Below are 22,951 nucleotides of genomic sequence, written 5' to 3' on the forward strand. Positions count from 1 at the left end.
AGTTTTCGTTACTCTTGTCCATGGCTAGATAATCCCTTTGTAAAGGCTATTTAGTTCTTCGTAAGAAGCGAACGTACTCGACATGATGCCGGAGGTTTCACCTTCGCTACAGCCCCGGAAGAATACGTAATAGATCCCGCCAAAATACTTTTCGAAAATCTGCTGTTCCGTCAAATCCCGGTAGAATCCTTTGAGCCAGCGAATAAGCACGTAAGAATAGAGAATCTGCTGTACATCGTAGTGCCTGAACACCATGTGTTCTTTCATCGATTCGTTCCCGTAATCGCCCAGCACGTCGGATTTCCAGTCAAGAATGCAGTAGCGGCCATCGCGGACAAACAGAAGGTCTATAAAGCCCTTGCAGTATCGGTCCAGAAGTTCCGTCCCCTTTACGCCTTCCAGCGCCATGTGGAACGGAAGTTCGCTGCGGCGGTTTGCAAACGAGACTTCGTTCAGGGTAAACGATTCGCCCGTCTTTTGCGCACCTTCGATTGTTTCCAGGTTGCCGTTCAGGGTATGCCAAACCATCTCGACTGTTCTTGCGAGCCAATGCGGGTGATGCTCGATATCCAGATTCTCGTCAATGAAGGACTTGCGAACCAGTTCCTGCAACGGCTTGAATTCGAGGGCCTCTGCGAGCGCGAGCTTGCCGACTTCTTCAAAATCGACCAGTTCGAAAATCTTGTGGATGGCGTTACCGAGTTCGGCGCCGCGAGGGTATTTATCTTCGGCCGTTGGCGCTGCGTTTTCCGTTTTGGCCTTCGTGCTGTCGACTTCGTCTTTTTGCAGGCGGCCTTCGTCTGTTTCTTGCTCCTGCGTGCCGTGGGCAATTTGCGAATACGAGGTAGAATGCGGGAACTTGCGCCACACATCAAGCGACTTGAGCGTTTGTGCGGCCGATTCGACACTTGCCGCCGAAATCGTTTCGGAATCCTTCTGCATCTGCTTCAAAATCGTGCGTACGGATTCCTTACGGTCCTTAAACTTTTTGTCTTCGATAAAATTAAAGAACTTGGCATTCTCGGCTTTTTTGCAAAATCCCTCAAGAATGTCTACGTACCAGTCCATCGCCTTGCAGCGGGCGCGCATTTTCCCGCTTTTGTCAGGCTTGAATTTCGGGAACCAGGGCAAAATCATCAAGTACGAGGCCCTGGTGAATGCGACATAGAAAAGCCTGCGCCATTCTTCTTCGGTTTCATGCTGGCAAATCTCTTTTCCGCCTTTTTCAAAAGTCATTACGCGGGAAAGGTCGCCCGATGGATTGTTGAAAACGTATGGCCCCGAAGACCCGACATGCCCGCGCTCGCTCGCGACCGAAATCACCACCGGGAATTCCAAGCCCTTGGAGGCGTGAATGGTCATGGTCTGCACCACGTCGAGGTCGGTGCCTTTCGCCACGATGTTTGAATTTTCGAGAGCGTCTTCGCTACCGATAGCGAGGCCGTCCAAATGCCGAATCAGTTCTTCGAGCGAGGCGTTGGCGGTATACAAGTATTCGATGGCGTAATCGCCCACTTGGCGAATCTTGTTCAGGCTCTGGAGTTGGTCCGGAGCGTTGAGCGACACAAGATTGCTCGCATCGCTGTAAATACATTCCTGCAGTTCCGCCCAGCGGCGCTGTTCTGCCAACGCATGCCACCGCGAGAAGATGGTAATAAACTGTGCGCCGTCTTCGTCGGGCTTGAACGCATTGATGTAGTCCATGTCCTTGCCGAAAAAGTCCGTCATGAGTGCCGCGTAAAGCAGGCTGCGGTTCCTGTCGGAATAATCTTCGGCGTCGATGGCCCTGAAAAGCGCTGTCCATTCGGCGCATTCACGACTCCGGAACAAGTTCGCGTCCATGTACCGCAAGAACGGGATGCCGGCCTTTTTCATGCCGTATTCGATATTGTCAAGTTCGGTACGCGTTCTTGCCAAGACGGCAAAATCCGAGAACCTGACGTTGCGAAGTTCACCCGTTTCCTTATCCGGAATCTGAAGGTTCGTCTTGCCGCCTTTGAAAGAGCATAGGTCTACAATGTTGTTGACCACGATTTCAGCGTAATCTTTCGGATCTACATTCGGTTTGCTTACAAGGAACGGCTTGATGACTTTTCCCTTGTAGGTCGCATCTTTTTTAGCATCGGTGGGGCTCTTCGACGGTTTGAATTTAAAACCGAATGGCGGGAAAAGTTCGTTGCAGGCTTCAATCATCGCCTTGGAAGAACGCCAGTTTGTCGAAAGCACCTTGCCGTTTGCAATCTGGTCAACGGCATTTTCGTAAACCTTGACGTTTGCGCCCTGGAAACTGTAGATTGATTGCTTGGGGTCGCCCACCACCAGAATATGGTGCAGTCCGTCGTCGGCATCAAAGAATACGCGCTTGAAAATTTCCCATTGCAGCAAGTTCGTGTCCTGGAATTCGTCGATGATGGCGAACAGGTATTTTTGCCGCAACGAATCTACCAGCGGAGAATCTTCATCAAGGACCGCCTTGTAGACGTTTCGAATCATGTCGTTGAAGGACTGGATCTTGCTTGTATTCTTGTGGAGTTGCCAAGCATCGAAAAGTCTGGGCGTGTATTCGTAAAGGCATTTGTGCAAAAGCAGCGTTTCTATACCGCCCGATTTTTCGTCGAGCAAAGCCTTCAAATCCTTGATGATACTGAGGGCCGAATCCAGTTCCGAGCCATCATTCAAGACATTGAACTTGAACGACGCGCCATTATATAGGGCGAAGCCCTTTGTCCACGACGACACTGCCTTAAGCATGTCGCCCGCCGTCTTGGATTTTGTAATGAGTTCGTCTTGGTGAATCTTGAGGATGTCGCAGGCGGCATCTACACAGGGGATTTCCCTCAAGTGCGTAAAGTCTTCCGCTTCGGCCATGCAGCCGACATCATCGAAGTCAATGTCCTTTGTGCCGAGGCGAAGTTCCATGTTTCCTGCGAAGTGCACCGTTTCGGGAATATAGCTTGCGATGGCGCCTTTCAGCAAGTCCGTAAAGCTTTCCAAGTCGCCGTTGTATTTCACAAAGCACTTGAAAAGTTCTTCGTGCGCCCATACGTCGCGTATCGATTTTTGAATCAGTTCTTCTACGGCGCTTTCGTCAATCAGTTCCTGCTTCAAAGGCACATCGGCTTCGTAGGCGAATTCCTGCGTCACCTTCTGGCAGAACGAATGGATGGTGCCGATGGGGGCGCCCTGGACATCGTGCAATGCCTGCTGCAAGTAAATGTTCCCGCTGTCCTTCTTGAATTCTTCTTCGATTTTTTTGCGGATGCGGTCCTTGAGTTCGCCGGCGGCCTTCTCGGTATAGGTCACAATCAGAATCTGGTTCAGATTCATTCCCTGGGCCACCAGCTTGCCCACTACCTGCTGAATGGTGTAAGTCTTGCCCGTGCCTGCGGAGGCCGCGATAAAAAGGTTCTCGTTGCCGGTAAACGATTCTATGTCAAAAACATTATTCATCGTCATCCCTCCAAATCGGGTCCAGCAAACGGGTTTGTTCCATCACGGCGATTTCCCAGTCCTTCGAGAAATCCTCGTGCGAAAATCCGGAGAACTTTTCGGGGTCGAATAGATTTTTTCCGTCGAAATAAGACCACGGGCCATATTTGCCCGCCAGTTTCAGGCGGTAATTGGAGAATGTCTGCATGTCGCCTTCGGTGTACATTTTTGCGGGCACACACTTGCGGTAATTTTCGACATAGCAGCGGTGGTATATGATTTTCAGGCGCTGCATGGCGCCGCGACGGTCTATCGAGAATTTCTTTTCGGCGACTTTGTTCTTGCTCGAGAACACCCTCAGCTCAAAAGGGATTCCGTCAGCATCGTTCGAGTCTGCGGCAGCAATCAGCAAGGCGTCCAAAAACAGCTTGGTGAAATCTGTATTGGAAATATCGCCGGACTTGACGCTGAATAGCACATGCGTTCCATTCGCAAGTTCACTGTGCCAGTCAAGCTTGCTGCGCAATGTCCAGCTGTGTGCGCCTTCCGACAAAGAAACTTCCAGCTGTTCCTGGTATTTCGCATTCCTGCAGCCAACGCTTTCAGAAACCAGGTTGTAAATAACTTCCGATTCCTTGTTGATGTCGTCAAGGGCGACGTCGCCAAAAACTCCACGCGGAATTTTCTTCTTTAAAATCCATTCCTCTTCTGTCTTGGAATCCTTGATGCGTTCGGAATCCATGACAGATTGCACAAAATCCTTGAGCAAAATAGAGCGGTCGAGATTGTTCAAGGAGACTGGTTCGAAAAGTTCCTTTTCGGGGTCGTTTTCTACCGACGGCAACGTCACCTTTCGCGCCAGCTGGAACTGGAACGGATCATCGAAGAACCGCCTGAAGTCGCGGGTATTCACCGTATCGGGCAAGGCAACCTGAACTTCTTCCGGTTCGTTTTCGCTTGAATTTTCGGTGCGGGTTTCCAGAATGCGGTTCAACTTGTTGCGAATGGAGCGGAGCGTAAACAGTTCTTCGTCCGGCCGGGTTTCGTCCAGCGGAATCTTGCGTTCCCTAAAAACAGCACTGTTCGGGCAAGCGCTTTCGGCAATAAAGAATTGCAAATCCCGAATCACCGAAGACGGGAAAAGTTCTTCGTCTTTTTTCAGGTTCCTGTTGATATAACTGATATGGAACCCGTCGGCAGCGCTCATCAGCTGGCACAAGAAGGTATAGCAGTTCTTGTCGACCGGAGTGTCGTCACCCGGCCAGCGCGTTGTCTGGGTGCGCAAATCCATGGTGTTCGCTTTCTTTTGTCCCGGGAATACGCTTGCGTTTGCGCCGAGGAAAAAGATATGCCTAGCCGGGACAACCCTGTTGACAGCGAAGCGCATAAAGGTGAGGCCACCGCTGAAAAGCCGCGTGTTTCCGGTATGGGAATCCTGGCAGGCGCTCGAAAGCATCTGGCCCGCGATTTTCCACGAAATCCGAGCCGCGCCCGCATCGAACTGGAATTCCATCAGGTCGATTGCATCTTGCACCCTCTGCCAAATCTTCTTTTCGACGGCAAACCGGTCTTCCTTGGCGTTCAACGCCACCCAATGCGCCAAATGCGATTTCAGGGTCGCAAGCGAATTCGGCTGGTGTGGCTCGATGCCCTCCGGCGCAAAACGGATCCAGCGGTTCAGTTCGTCGATGCAGGCGATAAACTTCATGGTGAGCCCGTCGTCCGAAGATTCGATATCTTCGTAGGGCAAGTAACGCTTGTGGGCCGAGGCAAACGGCGCGTCGGTCACCTGCGAAAAAAGCATCTGGTTTATGCAACGGCTCCAGTCGTCTTCGGAACCCTCGGCACTGTGGCGGTAAACGTTCATGTTCACCACCCACTTTTCCCAGGCGGCCACGTCGCTGTCGGTAATCTGCAGCGTAGACTGGACTACCGGATTCTTGACAAGGTCAAAGAATGCCGGCCTCGAAATCGAACGTTGCTGGTGAATGTCCAGAAGATTCACAATGGCCTTGCCAATCAGGGAATCCTTTTCCGGGTAGTCCGTAATCGTGTAGGGAATGTAAAACTCGCTGTCGCGCGGGGCCGCGTTGAACACCTGCTCAATCGGTGTGCGGTACGCATCCAGCTCGGGCGCAATCACTACCATCTCGTCCAGGCGCACGCCCTGCTTTAAAAGCAGGCAAACCTGCGTATGCAAATTCTCGACTTCGCGCAGAGATGACGGCGCCGCGGTAAGGGTCAGCGAACGGTCTGCTTTAGGCGAAATGGATTTAGGCGCCGCTTCGGAATCGTCAAAACGGTTCAGACGGTGCGAAACAAGATACTGCACCTGGTGCAACAACGAATCCGGAGAGTATTCGTAACCGACAAAATCAAAAGTATAGTCCGACGCCAAGCACCACAGGCGAATGTTTTCGCGGCCGGTGCGGCCCCAGTTTTTAAGAAGCAAGTTCTCGTTTTGGGCAAGCCCCTCTTCGGTAGCGGAATCCTGAACGGCCGGGAGCGCAATTCGCGACGGCTCGTCTTTCTTGCTCCAGCGCGTCACGGCGCGGTTGCCCACATCTTCCCAGAATTCCATACACGGATTCTGGATAAAGGCGAAAATGTCATGTTCCTGCGCAAACCTCTGCAAGATTACGCGGTAAAACTGCCCCATACCCGAAAGGCTGAAAATGAAGACCGGCTTTTTCCATTGCGACGAATCTTTCTGCTGCGAAAACAGGTAGGGAATCGTGAGGTATTCCGTATCGCTGCCCGTGCGCTTGTGCGTCGCCTCGAACACGCGAGTCAGCAGGGACTTGCCGCCCGCATTGTGGAACAGCTGCGCATACACGTCGCGCTGCCACTTTTCCTTGGGCAATACACGGCCCTTGTCCGAGAAGAAATCCCGCAACTCGCCCTCTTTCCAGTAAGCGAGCAAGCCCTCGTGATGCTTGTTCTGCAAAGGCGAAATAAAACCGCCCGGGCGGCTCGTTTCGTATTCCAAAAAGAGACCCGCCAACGTGCGTGCAAAATCGAACAACTTGGATTCGTCGATTTCACCAGAAAAATTTTCACCGGACTTTTTATAAAGGTACTTCTTGATTTCTTTCGGAATCGCTTTCGACTTTGCGGAATAGGTCTCGTTCAAGTAGGCGATTAGCACGTTGCACAGGATATCTGCAGTCAACTTCTGCTTGGACGTGTCCCCTTGCGTCAAATACCTGAACAGGAATTTATCGAGTGTGATAATCTCCAAATTCGCAAGGACGCCGCACTTGGCAATATAGCGCAGCCTGAACCACTGCTCGATTTTCGGGTCCGGGAAAATCACGATGGGCGAATCGAAAGGGTCCGTCCAACACTTGCCGAGAGCGTCAATCATCTCGTCGGCCAGATTTTCCAGGTTCAGTGCAAATTTCAGGTGCAGCATAGTAAGAATATAGTTATAAGTTACAGCCCTTCGGCTTCGCGGGACCACTGTTCGTCCAAGTCGGGGTGTTCCTTGCGGAATCGCCTTAATGCCTTGTGGACTTCCCAGAAGTGGTTCAAGCCTTCCGCTTCGCACTTTGGCTTCAGCTCGTTATACAGTTCCTTTACCTTTTCTTCGAGTGTCATGGTTTGCTCCTTTCCTGCTGTTTAAATTTAATCAATAATTGTGACAAATACTGACATTTATGTTTGTGAGTGTACGGATTCGTCATATTCCTTAATTTTCAGCTCGTTGATCATGGTTTCGAGATTGCATGGCTTGCCGTCGCCGTGGAGATCGTCGCCTGGTCTGGGGTCTCTGTATATCCCCTCGGCGACCTTCTTTTCGTGTTCTGTTTCGGCGAGCGTCCATTTGGCGATAAAATCCCTCGCGACGGCCTCGACGTCTTCGGAAAGGCTTGCCTGCAAATACCAGAAATACTGGCCAAAACTGCGGTTTGCGACGCGGGTTTCTTTTTTGCAACTGGGGCAAATCGCCGTCGCCTGCGAACCTCCCGAAAGGGGCGATCCCGTAAACGAGCGGATGACAGCTGTGCCGCCGCACTCGCATTCCACCTTGAACTGATCGGTTTCCCAGATGCGCAGGAGTGTCGCGAGCCTGAAGCCGACCCTGACGATGCTGCCTGCGATGTTGAATGCCCTTGAGGTTTGCAGGGGGCCTACGTAGAGCCCACCGCCCTTGATGGCGTAGTGGACGTCTATGTTGGCGTAGCGCGGTGTCGCAAGAATTTCGTCCTTGTGGCGCATGATGAGATCGAGGTTGTCGAACAGCAGTTTCTTCTTGCGCTCAACGCTCCTTTCCTGGAATTTGTGCAATTCCTCCTGCTCCCTGTTTTCTTGTTCAATTTCGTCGCTGATTAGTTTTAGTCCAGACGCCTGCCGTTTGCAGAAATCCGCGAAAGTTTCGCGCTTGTTGTTCGGCTCCGCCGGGATGTACGGGAAGGGTTTCGAGTCGTCGATGTGAATTGTTGCCATAATTGAGCTCCTGTCAATGGCGTTGTGTTTGCGCAGCAAAGCTCCATGCCTGTTGCAATATATTATCGTTTATTTATGCATAAATGTGAATACATGCATAAATCTAAAGCGTAATATACAAAATCCATGCGATCCGGAACTTCCCTATGACACCATAAGTAGCGTTTCTGACAGAACCAAACTTGCGGCGTTTTGGCAGTCGACTGAACGCAGCTCTAGAAAAACTTCCGCCTATCCTGTTATATTTAACAAGTCTTCTGCACTCAATTTTGGTGATTATATGGATAAAAAAGCCTTGAATCCTGTTCGTTGCATTAAGGATGATTAAAGGAGCGCTAGACCATGGATACTACATCAGGTACATACCGCCGTATTTTTGTGCTGGGCTCCGGCTTCAGCAAGTCTTTCTGCCCGCAGATGCCCACGCTCCGCGACCTGAACGAGCGCATTCCCTTCGGCATTCCGGACGAGTTTCCGCATCTGCGCGAATACTGCACGCGTTTTTTAGAACTGTGTAACGGCCAGCCGGATTACCTGGACATCGAGCGGCTTTCGACTTCGATTCTTTCGGCGCAGATTTTCCCGGGGGTGCGGGAGAGCCTGTACCATTCTAGCCTGCGGTTCGAGCTTTTGCGGTTTATTGCGAGCGAAATCCGGCACGACAAGGGTGTGGATGCGGAATCGGCCGCGGTGCTCCGCAAGTTCCTTGGGGGGTGCGAGAACTGCCCGGGCGAGGGCGTGCGCGATACGCTGTTGCTCACGTTTAACTACGATACGCTTGTCGAGGATGTGATTGCTGCCGACCCGGAGATGAGTTCGCGCGTGGCGGTGGATTACGGCGTGCGTATTGACCCTGCGGACCGGAGTGCGGTTCGTGCCCCGCGGACGCTCACGGTCGACCTCATCAAGCTGCACGGTTCACTCAACTGGTACCCGGTGAAGGGAGCCTCCGACCCGCTTGACCTCAAGAACGTGTGCCAGGTGGAGCCCTGCGACCGGAGTTTCCCCATCTACCGCGAAGACACGCCCATCTACATCCCGATGGCACATGCGAAGGAATCCTTTTTGCGCGGGAGTCTCTTTAACCTGCTCTGGAGCAAGGCGGATTACTACTTGAAAAATGCGCAGGAGATATATTTTCTGGGTTATGGTTTCCCGAAGACGGACATGAACAACCTGGAATTCTTGCTCCGGCACCGTGAACGCTTCAAGAAGGTGGTGGTTTTCGAGCCGGAAAATTCCCCAGTGCTTGGACGCTTGCAACGCCTGCTTGGTAGCCTGGTCGTGAGCTGCGACGCGAAGGATTTTTTGGAACGCTGGGTATAAAAAGATAAGGGAGGGCGGTTGCCTTCCCTTATCCATGTTGGATCGGAATGAAAAGCCGGTTATTTGGTAATGTTTATCGGACGCGCCTCGTGGTAGCTGCCGGTCGATACCTTCACGATGTAGGTGCCCGCGGGCATCTCGCTCATGTCGAAGGTATGCACGTGCCCGCCTGCGTTCTGGATTCCCGTCACCTTCTGGTCGATTAGCGCGCCGAATCCGGTAAACAGGCTTATCTTCACGTTGTCGCGGTTCGGGAGCGAGTAGCGCACGCTGAGGTTCCTGCGGGCAAGGGAGAGTTCCATGTGCGTCGCGATTCCCTTGAGGCCGTACATCAGTGCTGTGGTCGATTCGCCGGCTCCGCTGCCCTGCTCGTTCGTGAGGGTGACTGTCACCTTGAAGAGGACCGTTTTCCCGTTGTACTCGAGTCCCTGCGTGAACTTGTATGTATCGCCGTTATTCACGCGGTTCGGGTAGTGCCCGATGGAGAGGGTTCCCTTCGCAATATCCGCTTCGCTGAATACATAGGCGTTTTCGCCCCATTCCACCACGTTGCCCGCCATGCCGAACCAGTGGCCGGGAGCGTTCGCGGTAGATTCGGTTACCTTGTTCCCGTCCGGTTCCTGCGCGAAGAAGGTCGCCTTCGAGAGGCTTGCCGCGGTGAGCCCGAGCTTGTCTGCGACTTCGGCGACGTCGAAGGTGGCGGTGACCGGAGCGTAGTTGTCGTCGATGGGGAGGGTTACCTTGATTTCGTATGTCGCTGCGACCGTCGCCGGCGCGATGCTGCTCGAACTGCTCGATGTCGGCGTAACGGAGCTACTGGAGGACGTCGGAGTAACGGAACTGCTCGATGCAACGGGCGCGTCGCCGATTTCGGGCCACTTGTAGTCGAGCTTGAAGTCGTTGTAGTATTTCGTATTCGCGTCGCCTGCGCCGTTGATTCCTTCCTCGGGCTTGAGGCGGTAATCGTAGTGGTAGGTGCGCATATCGGGATTTTTCGAGTAGTTGTAGTCGGTATTCACCACGATGGCGAAGGCCATCTTGCTTCCGCCCGTGGTGCTCGGGGTCTTCGCGATTTTAAGGATGGCTGTCTGGTTGCCCTTCACGGGTTCGCTGTACACCGGCGTGCCGTCCGTGGCGCGGTAGGCGAGCACCAGTCGCATGTTGTCGTTCGTGGAATGCGAGCCGTTCGGGTAGAGCGTCATGCTGATTTGCGTCGCGCCGTCCTTGAGCTTGAGCGGTATTACGTTCGAGCCCGACCATCCCGGAGTCAAGTCCTGGTTCGGCACCCAGTCGCCGTTGCTCGTGGTGACGCTCTGGTACGGAGTCATTTTCCAGGTGTAGCTTTTCCTGTTGTTGTCCCACATGTCCTGTTCCCAGTAGGTATCGCTCCCGAAATTCTGGTTCAGCAGGTTCTTGATTTCGTTCGACCATTTTTTCATGTCGAGCATGGCGAGCCTTGCGCGGAATTCTGTGATGAGCCTGCGCACGCCCTCGTCGCCGAGGCCGATGTCGAGCCCGTAGGTTTCGAGCAGGTAGGTAGTCTTACCGTAGGCGTGCCCGTACACCCAGCGCACGGACCCCGTGCCGAGCCATGTGCCCATGAACGTGGGGAATATGTTGCTGTACTGCGCGCCGCCCAGAAGGTAGCGCTGGTTCTTGCCGGTGACGCCCTGGGCGCCGGGGCCGCCGAAGGTGCCGTCGATGAGCCAGCCCGAGTAGCATTCGATGGGCATGAAGGGCGCGATGACCGTCGCCGCGTTCAGGAATCCCATGCCGCTATAGACGCCTTCGCGGTGGCTGAACATGTCCTGCTGGATCCACGTGTTGCCCGCTTCCTGGAACCAGTGCGCCTCCTTGGCGCCGGGGTAGCCGTTCGTCATCGAGTGGATGCCCTCGTGGATCATCGCGTCCATCTGTGCCACGCGATCGCGGTAGGGGCAGCTCGTGTTGAAACTGTACAGCGGGTAGAACGATGCCGCGACGGCCGTGTAGCCCGCGACCCATGTCTGCCATCCGCCGGTGGTGTCGGTCTTTGCGCCGCCCGCGCACGTGCCCGAGCCGTAGTAGTACACGGCGCTGTACTGGCCGTCCTGTGCCTGTGCGTCAGGGGCCCAGCCCATCTCGTTATAGAGGTACTCGAAGTCGGTATCGTATTTCTTGAGGATGCTGTCGATAGTCACGTCGGTAATGCGGCTGTCGCGATCCTTGCCCCAGTAGAAGGCCCACCACTTGCCGGCCTTCTTGCCGGTCACGCCCGAGCAGTTGTTGTTGAACTTGGTGGGCGGTTTGATTTCGCCCAGGTTCGACTTGGTGTCGTAATCGAGGTCAGAGCGGTAGGCGGGCCATGTGTAGGCGTCCCCTTCCGCTGCGGAGGCCGTTGCCCCCATCCCTGCCGCGAGCGCTGCCGCGGCTATCCATCCCATACACTTTTTCTGCATAACACACTCCAGTTTTGATGCTATGCTAGAAATAGGTTTTTGCGCCCGGAAATCCTAGGTTTTGCCCCTCCCGGCGTGCTGTTTCCGTGTTGAAAGTGTGTAAAAGTAATTCTATGAATGCGCTAAAATATGTTTAAATGTTGTATTTTAGCGTATTTTTGTGTAAAAATTATTTATTTCTCGGCCTGTTTCTTTTCTCTTTTTATCTGCTTCAGCTGCGCGAGCCGCTCGCCCAGAGCCTTTTCCTTGCCGTAGGGCTTGGGCTGGTAAATCTCGGTGCCTTCGAGTTGCTTGGGCAAATGCTCCTGCGCGGAGTATGCGCCCGGGCTGTCGTGGTCGTACTGGTAGTCTACGCCGTAGCCCAGCTTTTCGCCGACCTTCGTCACCGAATTGCGGAATGCGCGCGGTACGGGCAGTGTCCCGGTTTGCTTCACGATGGAGTCTGCCTTCATTCCGGCAAGTTCCAGGCTGTTGCTCTTGGGCGCAAGCGAGAGGTAAACCGCAAGTTCGTCGAGCGCGATGAGGCCCTCGGGTATGCCCATGAAGTCGTATGCCTCTCGGGCGGCGGTCGCGAGCAAGAGTGCGTTCGGGTCTGCAAGCCCGATGTCTTCCATGCTCATGCGCATCAGCCTGCGCAGTATGAACCGCGGGTCTTCGCCACCCTGCAGCATGCGGTGCAGCCAGTAGAGGGCCGCATCCGGGTCAGATCCGCGCACCGACTTGTGGAGCGCCGAAATCAGGTTGTAGTGCTCCTCGCCGCTCTTGTCGTAGCGCAGGGGCTTCTTGTACTGGAATTCTTCCAGCAGTTTCTCGTCGATGATTTTGCGATCGCCGAGGTTCTTGCCAATCCATTCAATCTGGTTCAGCAAAAAGCGTGCGTCGCCGTCGGACTGTGCGATTAGTTTGTCTACAACCGCCTCTTCGACTTCCACGTCCTTGAGCTGCAGGCCCCGCGGGTGGTCGCGCAGTGCGCTGAAAATCAGCGTGCGCAAATCTTCTTTGCTTAAGGGCGCAAAGAGAATCAGCTGGCAGCGGCTAAGCAAGGCGCTGTTGACCTCGAACCCCGGGTTCTCGGTGGTGGCGCCGATAAGCGTCACCGTGCCGTCCTCGACGGCACCCAACAGCGCATCTTGCTGGCCCTTGTTAAAGCGGTGGATTTCGTCGATGAAGAGAATCGTGTCCATGAACGCGTTCTTCATCGTGCGCGCGTCGGCGAGGACTTCCTTCACTTCCTTCACGCCGCTCGCGACTGCCGAAAGGGCGACGAAGCGCTTTTTGGTATGTTGCCGAATCACGTGGGCGAGGCTCGTCTTTCCGCAGCCGGGCGGGCCCCAGAAAATCATGCTCGGCACATTGTCGTTCTCGAGACTTTTTCGCAAAAGGCTCTGCTCGCCCAGAATCTTGTTCTGGCCAAGGAATTCGTCCAGGTTCTGCGGACGTAGTCTTTCGGCGAGCGGCTGGTCCATATCTTATTCCACGGGTTCCACTTCGATGGAGTAGCCGATTTCGCGGCTCGTTTCTTCGACTTTCTTGTAGTGGATGATTATCTTGATTTTATCGCCATCAGAAATCGTCGCGATTCCGTGATAGTCGTTGCCGTCGTGGCTGGATACCTTGACGCTCTGGCAAGAAAGGTTGTCTTCTGCAAGGGCTTCGCTGATGATTTCCTTCGCTTCGCTTTCCATCCAGTGGTAGCGACCGGCAACGGGGCCCGGAATGGCGATGGCCGCGATACCGAGGGCGATGACTGCGGCAGAAATCATGAACTTCTTGGGTGCGGGCAGGTACGAACCCACGTGCATCTTGTGGAGGGTTACCAGCACGTAGAATCCGGCGCCGAGCCCGAGCAAAAGCGGGATGTAGACATTCCATGACTGAATCATGCGGAGGTCTACGAACAGGTAACTCGAAATAAAGTAGGAGCACGCGCCAAGCACGATGAGGCATGCGAGGCAAATCAGGATTGTCTTTGCCGGTTTCTTCTGGAATTCTTCGCAGAACTGGCGGGCTTGGAGAAACTCGATTGTCTTTGCCTCGGAGATGGTTCCTTCGCCCTTGCAGATGTTGCACTTGAGGCCGTTTTCAATCTGCTTCGTGCCGTTGCAGCGGATGCAGTCGAGCATCTTGATGCTGCCGGAACCGCAACATATCGGGCAAGCCTTCTTGTCCTTTATTCCGGTGCCCTTGCATTTCTTGCACGGGCTGGAACTCCTTACAGGGAAGTCTACGGTCTTGTCCAGTGACTTGATGTGAATCTGGACGGTCTCTTCCTGGTTTTCCATGTATCTATTTCTCCTCGCTAACGAATTCAAACTTGGCAAAACTTGCGGGCAGTTCGCGTGTGGGGCGCCCGTTCTTGAGCATGCAGTGGAGCGTGGAGCCCGTGGTGCAAAGTTTGCCGTTCACGCTCGCCCTGTACTCGAATCGGATGCGCAGCTTGTCTACGCGAATCATGGTGGTCTCGATATCCACGAATTCGCCGTAGTGCGTGGGCGCCTTGAACTGCACGTTCAGTTCGAGCACCGGGCTCGAGAACCCCTCGGCCTCCATGTCGGCGTAGCTCGCGCCCGCCTCGCGGAAGTATTCGGTACGTGCCTGCTCGAACCACACGGCGTAAACGGAGTGGTGGACGATTCCCATCTGGTCGGTTTCCGCATAGCGCACTTCGACGCGGGCGGTGTGTTTGAAGGTGCAAGTTTCCATAAACTAAATATACAAACAAATTTTTGCGAAGTCCGGCCTATTTATTCGGGAAAAGCTTGCCTTCTACCTTCTTGAAGCATTCGGGCTTTTCCATGGTCGGGACTCCGCCTTTGGTGAAGGCATGCAGGGTGGATGCCGTGGCGCAGAGCGTCTCGCCAACGAACAGCCTGTACTGGAATTTCCATTTCAGCGTGTTTACCTTGTAAATGGTCGTTTCGATGTCTACGGTGTCGCCGAACTTGCAGGGTTGCCTGTAGCGGACAACCAATTCGAGTACCGGACTCTGGAATCCCTCTTTTTCGATGGCCGTGTAGGGGGCTCCGATGGACTTGAAAAAATCGATGCGCGCCTGTTCGAACCAGATAGGGTAGGATCCGTGGTGCACGACTCCCATGGCGTCGGTTTCGGCGTAGCGGACCTCGATATGGCTCGTATAACTCAAACCTTTTACTAGCATGGGCAAAATATAGTTATTGGACGCACCGCTACACCTGTCAACCAATTTTTACATGGCTGCCGCATATCTCGAAACCCTATTTAGTCCTTTTTTCCCGTTTTTCGCCCAAATTCGCATTGTAACGCTTGACAACGCGAAAGCACGCTTGCGTCTTCACAAAACAGCAATAAAAAAGCAGTTTGTATGTTAGGAAACTATAATCAGGAGTTACAAAGATGTCCAGGATCCAGGGATTTCTTTTTTGCGCATCGTTTGCGCTTTTTTGCGTATTTGCGGGGGCGGTGACAGTCACCCCCAAGACGCCCGAACTGAAGGATGGTTGCTACCAGATTTCGAGCACTGCAGAACTCTACGGTTTTGCCGCTATCGCGAACGGAACCGACGGCTTTGTGAAGGATTCGCTCGCCTGCGGAAAACTCGCGAAGGATATCGTGGTGAACGAGAACGTCCTCGACGCGGAAGGGAACCTCAACGTGGCGGATACGGCAAATTTTGCGACCTGGACGCCGCTTATCGCGTTTACCGGGAGTATCGACGGGCAGGGGCATTCCATCACGGGCCTCTATTTTAACGATTCCTTGCAGTCTCCGGTCGGCCTTATCGGTTCGACGAATGCCCCGTACAATTCCGCTAACAGGGAAGGATTCAATTATCCCGAAGTGACCGTCAAGAATCTACGTGTGCAGGGCTCCTATTTCCGCGGAAAATTCGAAGTGGGCGGCATTGTCGGCCATGCGTATTCGAATGTGGCCACGGTTCTCGACAACGTCTCTTTTGATGGCGTGGTCGTGAGCGGGCGCTTTGCGGGGGGCCTGATTGGTGGCTCTACGGGCGGTGATGGCGGTTACGTTGTCAGGAACAGCTTCAACGAGGGCTCCGTCTTTGCGGGGAGCGGTGCAGGCGGCATTGTCGGTGGCGTTTACTACATGAACAGGGCGTGGATTGTCAACTCCTACAACCTGGGGACTGTCACGTCGGATTCTTCGTCCGGCGGTATCGTGGGCGAACACTGGAGCTATGGAGGCGCGCTTGTTAACGTGATGAACCTGGGCGAGGTCAAGCTCGACAAACAGGAAACTTCCATCGATGTCAAGTCCATTGTCGGCGAGAAGGGCTATGCCCTGGAAATGATCGACAACGTATTCTATGTCGCTCCCGGCCGCAACGAGCATTACGGTACGGCAGTCACGGCGGCACAACTCGCGGATGGCTCTGTTGCAAGCCTCATGCATGCCTATGACTATGCGGGTTTCGAGGGCTCCGTCTGGGGCCAGGACGTGGGTACGGATTCCCATCCCGTGCTTACGGGCGAGGTGAAGAATGCGACCTTCGAGGCAAGGACGGTTACTTTCGATACGCACGGTGGCGAGAATATTGAAATTGCGGCCCCGAAGGGCTTCGCGGTCAGGATTCCCGATATCGAGCGCGCGGGTTACGAGAACCTCGGCTGGTTCGGCAATCCCGAGTTCAAGGGCGATACGCTCTCGCATGTCGCCGCAGCAGATACCGACGCTACGGTCTGGGGCAAGTTCATGGCGGTCGCTTCCATTACGCTCAATACGAACGGCGGCACGGTCGATTCCGGCATGGTCGAAAAATATACGGAAGGCTTGGGCGCGAAACTCCCGAAGAAGGTTTCCCGCGATGGCTACGTCTTTGTGGGCTGGTACGCCGAGGAGGACTTTAGCGGGAACAGGGTGCAGGCCGTGGGCCCGGATGCGATGGGCGCACAGGTATTCTATGCCCGCTGGTACAAGATGGAAACTCCTGCGAAGGACGATGCGGGCTGCTACGTCATCAAGACCGCTCCGGAACTCTACGGCTTTGCCGCCATCGTGAACGGAACCGCCGGCTATACTCGGGAAAGGTCGGCCTGTGCGGGTCTCGCGAACGACATCGTGGTGAATAGCGACGTGCTGAACGAGGATGGCACGCTCAAGGATGCTGAAGCCGCGCTGAATTATATCCCGTGGAACCCGATAGATAGTTTCGCCGGTGTGTTCGATGGCAACGGGCATGTGGTTTCGGGCCTCTTCTACGCCGATTCTACGTATTACGAAAGTTTCGGTTTCTTCGCGGGCATCGGCGGCACTGCGGACAAGTTTGCCGAGCTCAAGAATTTCGGGCTCGTGGATTCGTACTTTGCGGTCAAGGCCGACTATTTTGGCGCGATTGCTGGCAGGGTAGTCGGTGTCCCGTTCAGTGTAAATTACGGCTCGGGTTACTGTGCCAAGTTTTCGGGCGTATACAACGAATCGACGCTCCTGCCTTACGCGGATGCGCAGGGCGTCGCGGGCATCCTGGGGAGTATCAACTACAGGAGTACCGCCCATTTCGAGAACACCTACAACCGCGGCCTTATCCTGGGGCGCAGTTACAATATCGCCGGTATCCTGGCTCACCTGTCTTCGAACACCACGCTGTATATGGTCAACTGCTATAGCGTATGGAAGTCGAAGTCCCTCATGTACAAGGAAAGCAAGGCGTTTATTGCCGGTAATCTAGGCGCATCGACGGTGAGCATTGACAACTGTTACTACCTGAACACGCAGGCATACAGGGAAATTGCCGGCATCCCGGCTGCCGATAGCCTGTTCAAAAACGGCACGGTGACGCTTGTCCTGCGGAAGGGCGAGAATGGCTCCGTCTGGGGCCAGAACGTGGGTACAGATGCCTACCCGAACCTTTCGGGCGAACTTGAAAATTCGCGGGCGGCAGAATACAAGGTGACGTTCCATACCTTCGATGGCAATAATGCCACGTATTTCGACAACTACGTCGCAGGCTTCCCGAAGGCGCTTCCCGAGGATGTCTACATGGAAAACGCCTCGTTCATGGGCTGGTACGACAATCCCGAATTCGAGGGCGAAAGAGTTTATGCCATTACCAACATGGATTCGGGTGACAAGGAATACTGGGCAAAACTGCAGAGGACCTTCGGCGTAACCTACGAGACGAACGGCGGCATCATCTATTCCGGCGGTGCGGTTTTCTATACGGAAGGCGTAGGCCTTGCCCTCCCCAGCGACGTGCGGCTCGACAGCAACCTGTTCGCGGGCTGGTACGACAACGCCGAACTCGAGGGCACGCCCGTGACGGCGATTACCCCGGACGATTCCGGCGACAAGACGTATTATGCGGCCTGGTTCAAGCTCAAGATGCCGGAACTTGACGAAACGGACAACTGCTACGCGATTTCGAATGCGGCAGAACTCTACGGCTTTGCGGCATACGTGAACGGGTCGCACGGCATGTCGTATTGGAACCATCCCGAAATATGCGGCAAGCTTACTGCAGATATCGTGGTGAACGAGAACGTGCTCAAGGAAGACGGCACGCTCGACAGTGCGAACGTGGCGAAGTTCCTGCCTTGGGAAATTATAGAGTCGTTCTCGGGCAAGTTTGACGGCCAGGGCCACAAGATATCCGGCCTTTACGGTGTTGCCGCACCCAAGAAACCTATGGCCTTCTTCAATGAAATCTACGAAGGGAACTACGACCCGGCCTTGCAGGCCGATGGGCCTGTCGTCATCAAGAAAGTTACCCTCGAGGATACCTACTTTAGCGGTGTGAAGAATGGAGTGGCCGGCTTTGTGGCATCTATCAAGGGCGCGCGAACCGCAAGAGGGGTCAGTTATCCGGGAGCGAAACTTGAGATGGACAGCTGCCATTTCAAGGGCTTCCTGAAATCCGATTCGAACGTCGTTGGCGGTTTTGTTGCCAACAGTAGCGGTACGCTCTCCATTACCAATTCCACGTCGGATGGCGTGATACAGGGGTACTCCAATGCGGGTGGCTTTGGTGGCTACCTGTACGGGACAATCAGCATCACCAATAGCGTCAACAGTGCGAAAATTGTAGGCGGCTATTCTTCGACGGGAGGCATTGTAGGCGGTGTTTCGGGAACGACGACCATCATGAATTGTGAAAACAACGGCGAGGTGGTCGCCCGAATCTTCAACAACAATGCGGGCCTGGTCGCAGGAATCCTGGGTCAGTCCTATGGCAAGCTCACGTTCGTCCAGAACCACAACGCCGGTGAAATCAGCGGGCCTTCCGCCTATATGGCGGGTCTCATTTCGGATATATCTGGCAGTGGGGAAGTTGCAATCGCGAACAACTACAATACGGGTGCAGTGCGCAGTACGAGCCCGAATAACACGTATGTCGCGGGCCTTATTTCGCGTGTCTACTATAGCGATGTTTTCGGTATTGTCGCTAACAACTACAGCATTGGCGAAATCTCCAGGACAAACGAGAGGTATGGCGCCATCGATTATGTGATGGCGCTGTCCTACAGCACGAATCTTGTCTTCGAGAACAACTTCGTTGCGCCGACTGTCGAAGGTCTCGATACCACGTTGCTCGGAATTATTCTCCCGATGGAAAAGTTTAGGGACGGCACGGTCGCGGATTCGCTCCACAACTATGTACAGAAGGACGGTGAAGGAGTCGCTGTCGAAAACGGCATTACCGGTACGGCCTGGACGCAGGGCGACGAATACCCGGTTCTCGTGACGAAGTCCGAATTTGCCCTCGTACTCAACCTGAACGGTGGCAAGCTCGAGAACGCTCCCACGACATACACGTACGGCGAAGGGCTTGTGCTCCCCGAACCCACGCGCACGGGCTACGATTTCAAGGGCTGGTTCAGGTCGGCCAACTTCCAGGGCAGCGTCGTCACCAAAATTTCTGGTAAGGATGCGGGCGACAAGATTTTCTACGCCAAGTGGGAACCGAAGGAATACAAGGTGACCGTGAAGGTGAACAACGGGAACTGGGGCGTAGTGAGGGGCCTCAAGGAAAATGGAATCTACAAGTATGGCGAAGAGGCTGAACTTGTCGCCGTCGCGGATAACGGCTACGTGCTGAGCAACTGGCAAGACGACGTGCGCCTCGTGAGCACGCAGTACCGCCTCACGGTCGTTTCCGATACTACGGTCACGGCGAACTTCGCGCCGGTCAATCCCGAAAGTTCCAGTTCCAGCGCAGAAAGCAGCTCTTCTGCCGTCTCCTCGAGCAGCGAGAAATCTAGTTCCAGCTCCAGCAAGGAACCGGAATCCAGTAGCTCCGAATGCAAGGGCAAGGATTGCAAGGACGCCATCCCGGCAATCGCCATGGCACCCTCGTTCCGTGTGACGGCGATGAACCGCGAACTCCAGGTTTCCGGAGCCCGTCCTGGTGCGGCCTTCGCCCTGTTCGACATGCAGGGCCGCGTGCTTAGTTCCGGCAGGGTAGGGGAGTCGAATTTCTCCATTCCGGTCAGCCGCGCAGGCAATTACCTTGTCCGCATTGGCCGCGCAACCCGGCGTGTTTCCGTGCGATAGGCTTGTGCGTGCCCGTTAGGCGTGGCCCATTAAGAGTCTATAGATCTACAGAAAAAAAGTTCCCGGCATCAGCCGGGAACTTTTTCTGTCAAGAGTCTAATTCTAGATTAGAAGCTGAACACGGTTTCTGCACCGAAGCGCAGACCGACATCGTTGTCGTTGTCGCCGACCGGAATGTCAACCATGCCCAGGAGGGTGATATCGAGATGTTCGACCGGGGTGAGGTAGAGGCGGCCGCCAACGTCGATCGTCTTGGTGTCATCCACATCGGTGTCAAGCGTATTGGTGTGGAATTCGACCGGGATACCGAACTTCATGAAGCCACCGACCTTGAGGGCGGGTTCAGCATAGATGAACATGTATTCCGGGATTTCGAAGTCGTTGCCAGCGAGACGGTTGAAGGTAGAAATGTTCTGGCCTTCGATTTCGTTTGCGTCGTTTTCGCCGATGAAGGCGAAGAAGAAGCTCGTCTTGATCTGGAACATGGCCACGTCGAAGGTGGGTTCAGCCAAGATGGTGTGGGCGACAGAGGTCAGGTCGGTATTCGGTACGACATCTTCGTCATCGCCCAGGAAGTCGGCGTGGAAGCCGTACACAGCGCGGAAGCCGAAGCCGCCGATGTTGATACCGGCATCGATACCGGCATGCAGTTCGTTGTGTTCTTCGGTCTGGTAGCTCTTGTAGTCGAAGAACGGACGCAGGTGCTGACCGGCGTAGTCGAATTCGTAAGCCAAATGGGCGTTGTAGACCTTGCCGTTTGCGCAGGCGCCGAGGACATCGCAAGACACGTCGTTTGCGTTACGGCCAAAGCCGATGCCGAGTTCGAGTCCGGCGAGTTCGATTTGGAGACCGCGGATATCGTGTTCCACCATGCCGGCGGCGTTGTAGGTCGGGTCGTCGTAGCCGTAGTAGGCCTTGAACGCGCCTTCCGTGAAGGTGAGGTCACCGAATTTCACGGCAAAGAAGTCGGCAGGCTTGTACTGCACGAAAGCGCCGTTGTAGCCGATGCCCGGAGCTTCGACGGGACCGTCAGCTTCGACACCCACGTGTGCGGACCACTTCTCGTTGAACTTCACGTCGATATTGAAGTCGAAGGTGGTCCAGTAGTTGTGATTGACGTCGTCTTCGTTGATGAGGTCGCCCGTGTAGGCGTCAAATTCGACTTCGCCGGAGAACTTCACTTCCATGTTGGCGGCGGAAGTTCCTTCGCTCATGCTGGCCTTGAGCATGCTGAAAGCATTGCCGGCAGCGTTCGCGACTTCACCCGGGTTGGTATTTTCGGCCGGCTTGGAGTCTTCGGCCTTGGCTTCTTCGGCGGCCTTGGCCTCTTCAGCCTTCTTGGCTTCTTCGGCAGCCTTGGCCTCTTCAGCCTTTTTGGCTTCTTCGGCAGCCTTGGCCTCTTCAGCCTTCTTGGCTTCTTCGGCGGCCTTGGCCTCTTCGGCCTTCTTGGCTTCTTCGGCGGCCTTGGCTTCTTCGGCCTTCTTAGCCTCTTCGGCGGCCTTCACGGAGTCAGCCGGGGCGGCAGCCTGTTCTGCGGGAGCCGCAGCCGGAGCGGCGGCAGGAGCCTGGGCAAACGCGCCAGCGGCGGCAAAGCCGAGCACGATTGCGGAAAGTTTGATCTTGTTCATTTCAATCTCCTTGGGATTGGTTTCACGATTGTGTTGCGAGGAAATATAGTTACGGATATTTGGCATCGCTAGGGTAAAGGCCGCTTTTTTACAAGGGAGTGTGCGCTATGTCAATGATAATCAACGAATTGAAAGCGGATTTCGCGTCTTGGGCGGGTATGGCCGGGGTGAAAAAGAGAACATTTTTGCTTATTCACAATCTATTCACAATCTCTTGCGGGGTCTGTTTACATTTTTGACGAAAAAAAACAAAAAAAATTTCAAAAAGCGCCTTTTTTCGTTGACAAGATGCACCTAAACTTATTAAATTTGGCTCACTTGCCAAAGTAGCTCAGCTGGTAGAGCAGCTGATTTGTAATCAGCCGGTCGTAGGTTCGATTCCTATCTTTGGCTTGAAAATATGGGTCGTTGCCCGAGTGGTTAAAGGGGACGGACTGTAAATCCGTTGGCTTACGCCTACCGTGGTTCGAAACCACGACGGCCCACGCAACAAACCGCCCTATGGTACTGAATGGTGCCATAGGGCTTATGCCCAGGTAGCTCAGTGGTAGAGCACTTCCTTGGTAAGGAAGAGGTCTCGGGTCCGACTCCCGATCTGGGCTCTCACTAAATGGAGATAGAATCATGGCAAAAGAACATTTTGACAGAAGCAAGCCGCACTGCAACATCGGCACCATCGGCCACGTTGACCACGGCAAGACCACTCTGACCGCCGCAATCTGCACGACCCTCGCAGCCCGCGGCCTCGCCGCCGCCAAGCGTTTCGACGAAATCGACAACGCTCCCGAAGAAAAGGCCCGCGGCATCACGATCAACACCTCGCACGTGGAATACACCACTGCCAACCGCCACTACGCCCACGTCGACTGCCCGGGGCACGCCGACTACGTTAAGAACATGGTGACCGGTGCTGCCCAGATGGACGGCGCCATCCTCGTCGTTGCCGCCACTGACGGCCCGATGCCCCAGACCCGCGAACACATCCTCCTCGCCCACCAGGTGGGCGTGCCGAAGATTGTCGTGTTCATGAACAAGGTCGACATGGTCGACGACGCCGAGATCCTCGACCTCGTCGAGATGGAAGTCCGCGAACTTCTCTCCAAGTATGACTTCGACGGCGACAACACGCCGATTATCCGCGGTTCCGCCCTCAAGGCCCTCGAAGGCGACCCCGCCTACCAGGACAAGGTCATG

Annotated in this window: 13 protein-coding genes and 3 tRNA genes; 6 read left to right on the top strand and 10 right to left on the bottom strand. The window is 54.6% G+C overall.

Features of this window, described 5'->3' with window-relative positions:
• Positions 1 to 24: 24 nt before the first annotated feature.
• Genes B4A77_RS06165 through B4A77_RS06180 form a run of 4 tightly spaced genes read right to left on the bottom strand, consistent with a single transcriptional unit; the run spans position 25 to position 7,878 of the window.
• Positions 25 to 3,450 (bottom strand): UvrD-helicase domain-containing protein, encoded by a 3,426-nt coding sequence (locus tag B4A77_RS06165; protein ID WP_290739224.1) that lies wholly within the window; start codon positions 3,448 to 3,450, stop codon positions 25 to 27.
• Entirely contained in the window at positions 3,443 to 6,844 is a 3,402-nt protein-coding gene (locus tag B4A77_RS06170) for an exodeoxyribonuclease V subunit gamma (protein ID WP_290739227.1), read from the bottom strand. Before B4A77_RS06170 ends, B4A77_RS06165 begins: the two co-directional genes overlap by 8 nt.
• A gap of 20 nt (positions 6,845 to 6,864) precedes the next feature.
• Positions 6,865 to 7,029: a hypothetical protein gene (locus tag B4A77_RS06175; RefSeq protein WP_173382651.1), complete on the bottom strand. Its 165-nt coding sequence runs from the start codon at positions 7,027 to 7,029 to the stop codon at positions 6,865 to 6,867.
• Positions 7,030 to 7,086: 57 nt separating this feature from the next.
• Positions 7,087 to 7,878 (bottom strand): hypothetical protein, encoded by a 792-nt coding sequence (locus tag B4A77_RS06180; protein WP_290739230.1) that lies wholly within the window; start codon positions 7,876 to 7,878, stop codon positions 7,087 to 7,089.
• A 342-nt stretch (positions 7,879 to 8,220) separates the two neighbouring features.
• Here B4A77_RS06180 and B4A77_RS06185 point away from each other — a divergent pair, with 342 nt between their 5' ends.
• Entirely contained in the window at positions 8,221 to 9,204 is a 984-nt protein-coding gene (locus B4A77_RS06185) for an SIR2 family protein (protein WP_290739233.1), read from the top strand.
• 59 nt (positions 9,205 to 9,263) lie between these two features.
• Here the strand turns inward: B4A77_RS06185 and B4A77_RS06190 are convergent, their stop codons facing one another.
• The 5 genes from B4A77_RS06190 to B4A77_RS06210 form a co-directional block, all read right to left on the bottom strand.
• Positions 9,264 to 11,642 (bottom strand): DUF4859 domain-containing protein, encoded by a 2,379-nt coding sequence (locus B4A77_RS06190; protein ID WP_290739236.1) that lies wholly within the window; start codon positions 11,640 to 11,642, stop codon positions 9,264 to 9,266.
• Between the two features lie 173 nt (positions 11,643 to 11,815).
• On the bottom strand, positions 11,816 to 13,108 hold the full coding sequence (locus tag B4A77_RS06195; protein WP_290739239.1) for a replication-associated recombination protein A: 1,293 nt from the start codon (positions 13,106 to 13,108) through the stop codon (positions 11,816 to 11,818).
• A gap of 3 nt (positions 13,109 to 13,111) precedes the next feature.
• Positions 13,112 to 13,924 carry a hypothetical protein gene (locus tag B4A77_RS06200; protein ID WP_290739242.1) on the bottom strand — a complete coding sequence of 271 codons (813 nt, stop codon included), beginning with the start codon at positions 13,922 to 13,924 and terminating at the stop codon, positions 13,112 to 13,114.
• A gap of 4 nt (positions 13,925 to 13,928) precedes the next feature.
• Entirely contained in the window at positions 13,929 to 14,345 is a 417-nt protein-coding gene (locus tag B4A77_RS06205) for an acyl-CoA thioesterase (RefSeq protein ID WP_173366123.1), read from the bottom strand.
• A gap of 37 nt (positions 14,346 to 14,382) precedes the next feature.
• On the bottom strand, positions 14,383 to 14,802 hold the full coding sequence (locus tag B4A77_RS06210; RefSeq protein WP_290739245.1) for an acyl-CoA thioesterase: 420 nt from the start codon (positions 14,800 to 14,802) through the stop codon (positions 14,383 to 14,385).
• A gap of 215 nt (positions 14,803 to 15,017) precedes the next feature.
• On the opposite strand from B4A77_RS06210, the gene B4A77_RS06215 reads away from it, so the two are divergent.
• Positions 15,018 to 20,129: an InlB B-repeat-containing protein gene (locus B4A77_RS06215; RefSeq protein ID WP_290739247.1), complete on the top strand. Its 5,112-nt coding sequence runs from the start codon at positions 15,018 to 15,020 to the stop codon at positions 20,127 to 20,129.
• Positions 20,130 to 20,236: 107 nt separating this feature from the next.
• Here the strand turns inward: B4A77_RS06215 and B4A77_RS06220 are convergent, their stop codons facing one another.
• Complete coding sequence (locus B4A77_RS06220; protein ID WP_290739250.1) at positions 20,237 to 21,757, bottom strand: hypothetical protein; 1,521 nt, start codon at positions 21,755 to 21,757, stop codon at positions 20,237 to 20,239.
• A gap of 320 nt (positions 21,758 to 22,077) precedes the next feature.
• On the opposite strand from B4A77_RS06220, the gene B4A77_RS06225 reads away from it, so the two are divergent.
• The 4 genes from B4A77_RS06225 to B4A77_RS06240 all read left to right on the top strand — a co-directional run.
• A tRNA-Thr gene (locus B4A77_RS06225) sits at positions 22,078 to 22,150 on the top strand.
• Between the two features lie 9 nt (positions 22,151 to 22,159).
• A tRNA-Tyr gene (locus B4A77_RS06230) sits at positions 22,160 to 22,242 on the top strand.
• Between the two features lie 45 nt (positions 22,243 to 22,287).
• A tRNA-Thr gene (locus B4A77_RS06235) sits at positions 22,288 to 22,359 on the top strand.
• Positions 22,360 to 22,381: 22 nt separating this feature from the next.
• Positions 22,382 to 22,951: GTP-binding protein (locus B4A77_RS06240; protein WP_290739253.1), on the top strand; the 570-nt coding region annotated here is incomplete at its 3' end.

It is taken from the genome of Fibrobacter sp. UBA3718 (genome assembly GCF_002371935.1).
In the GTDB taxonomy this organism is placed as follows: domain Bacteria; phylum Fibrobacterota; class Fibrobacteria; order Fibrobacterales; family Fibrobacteraceae; genus Fibrobacter.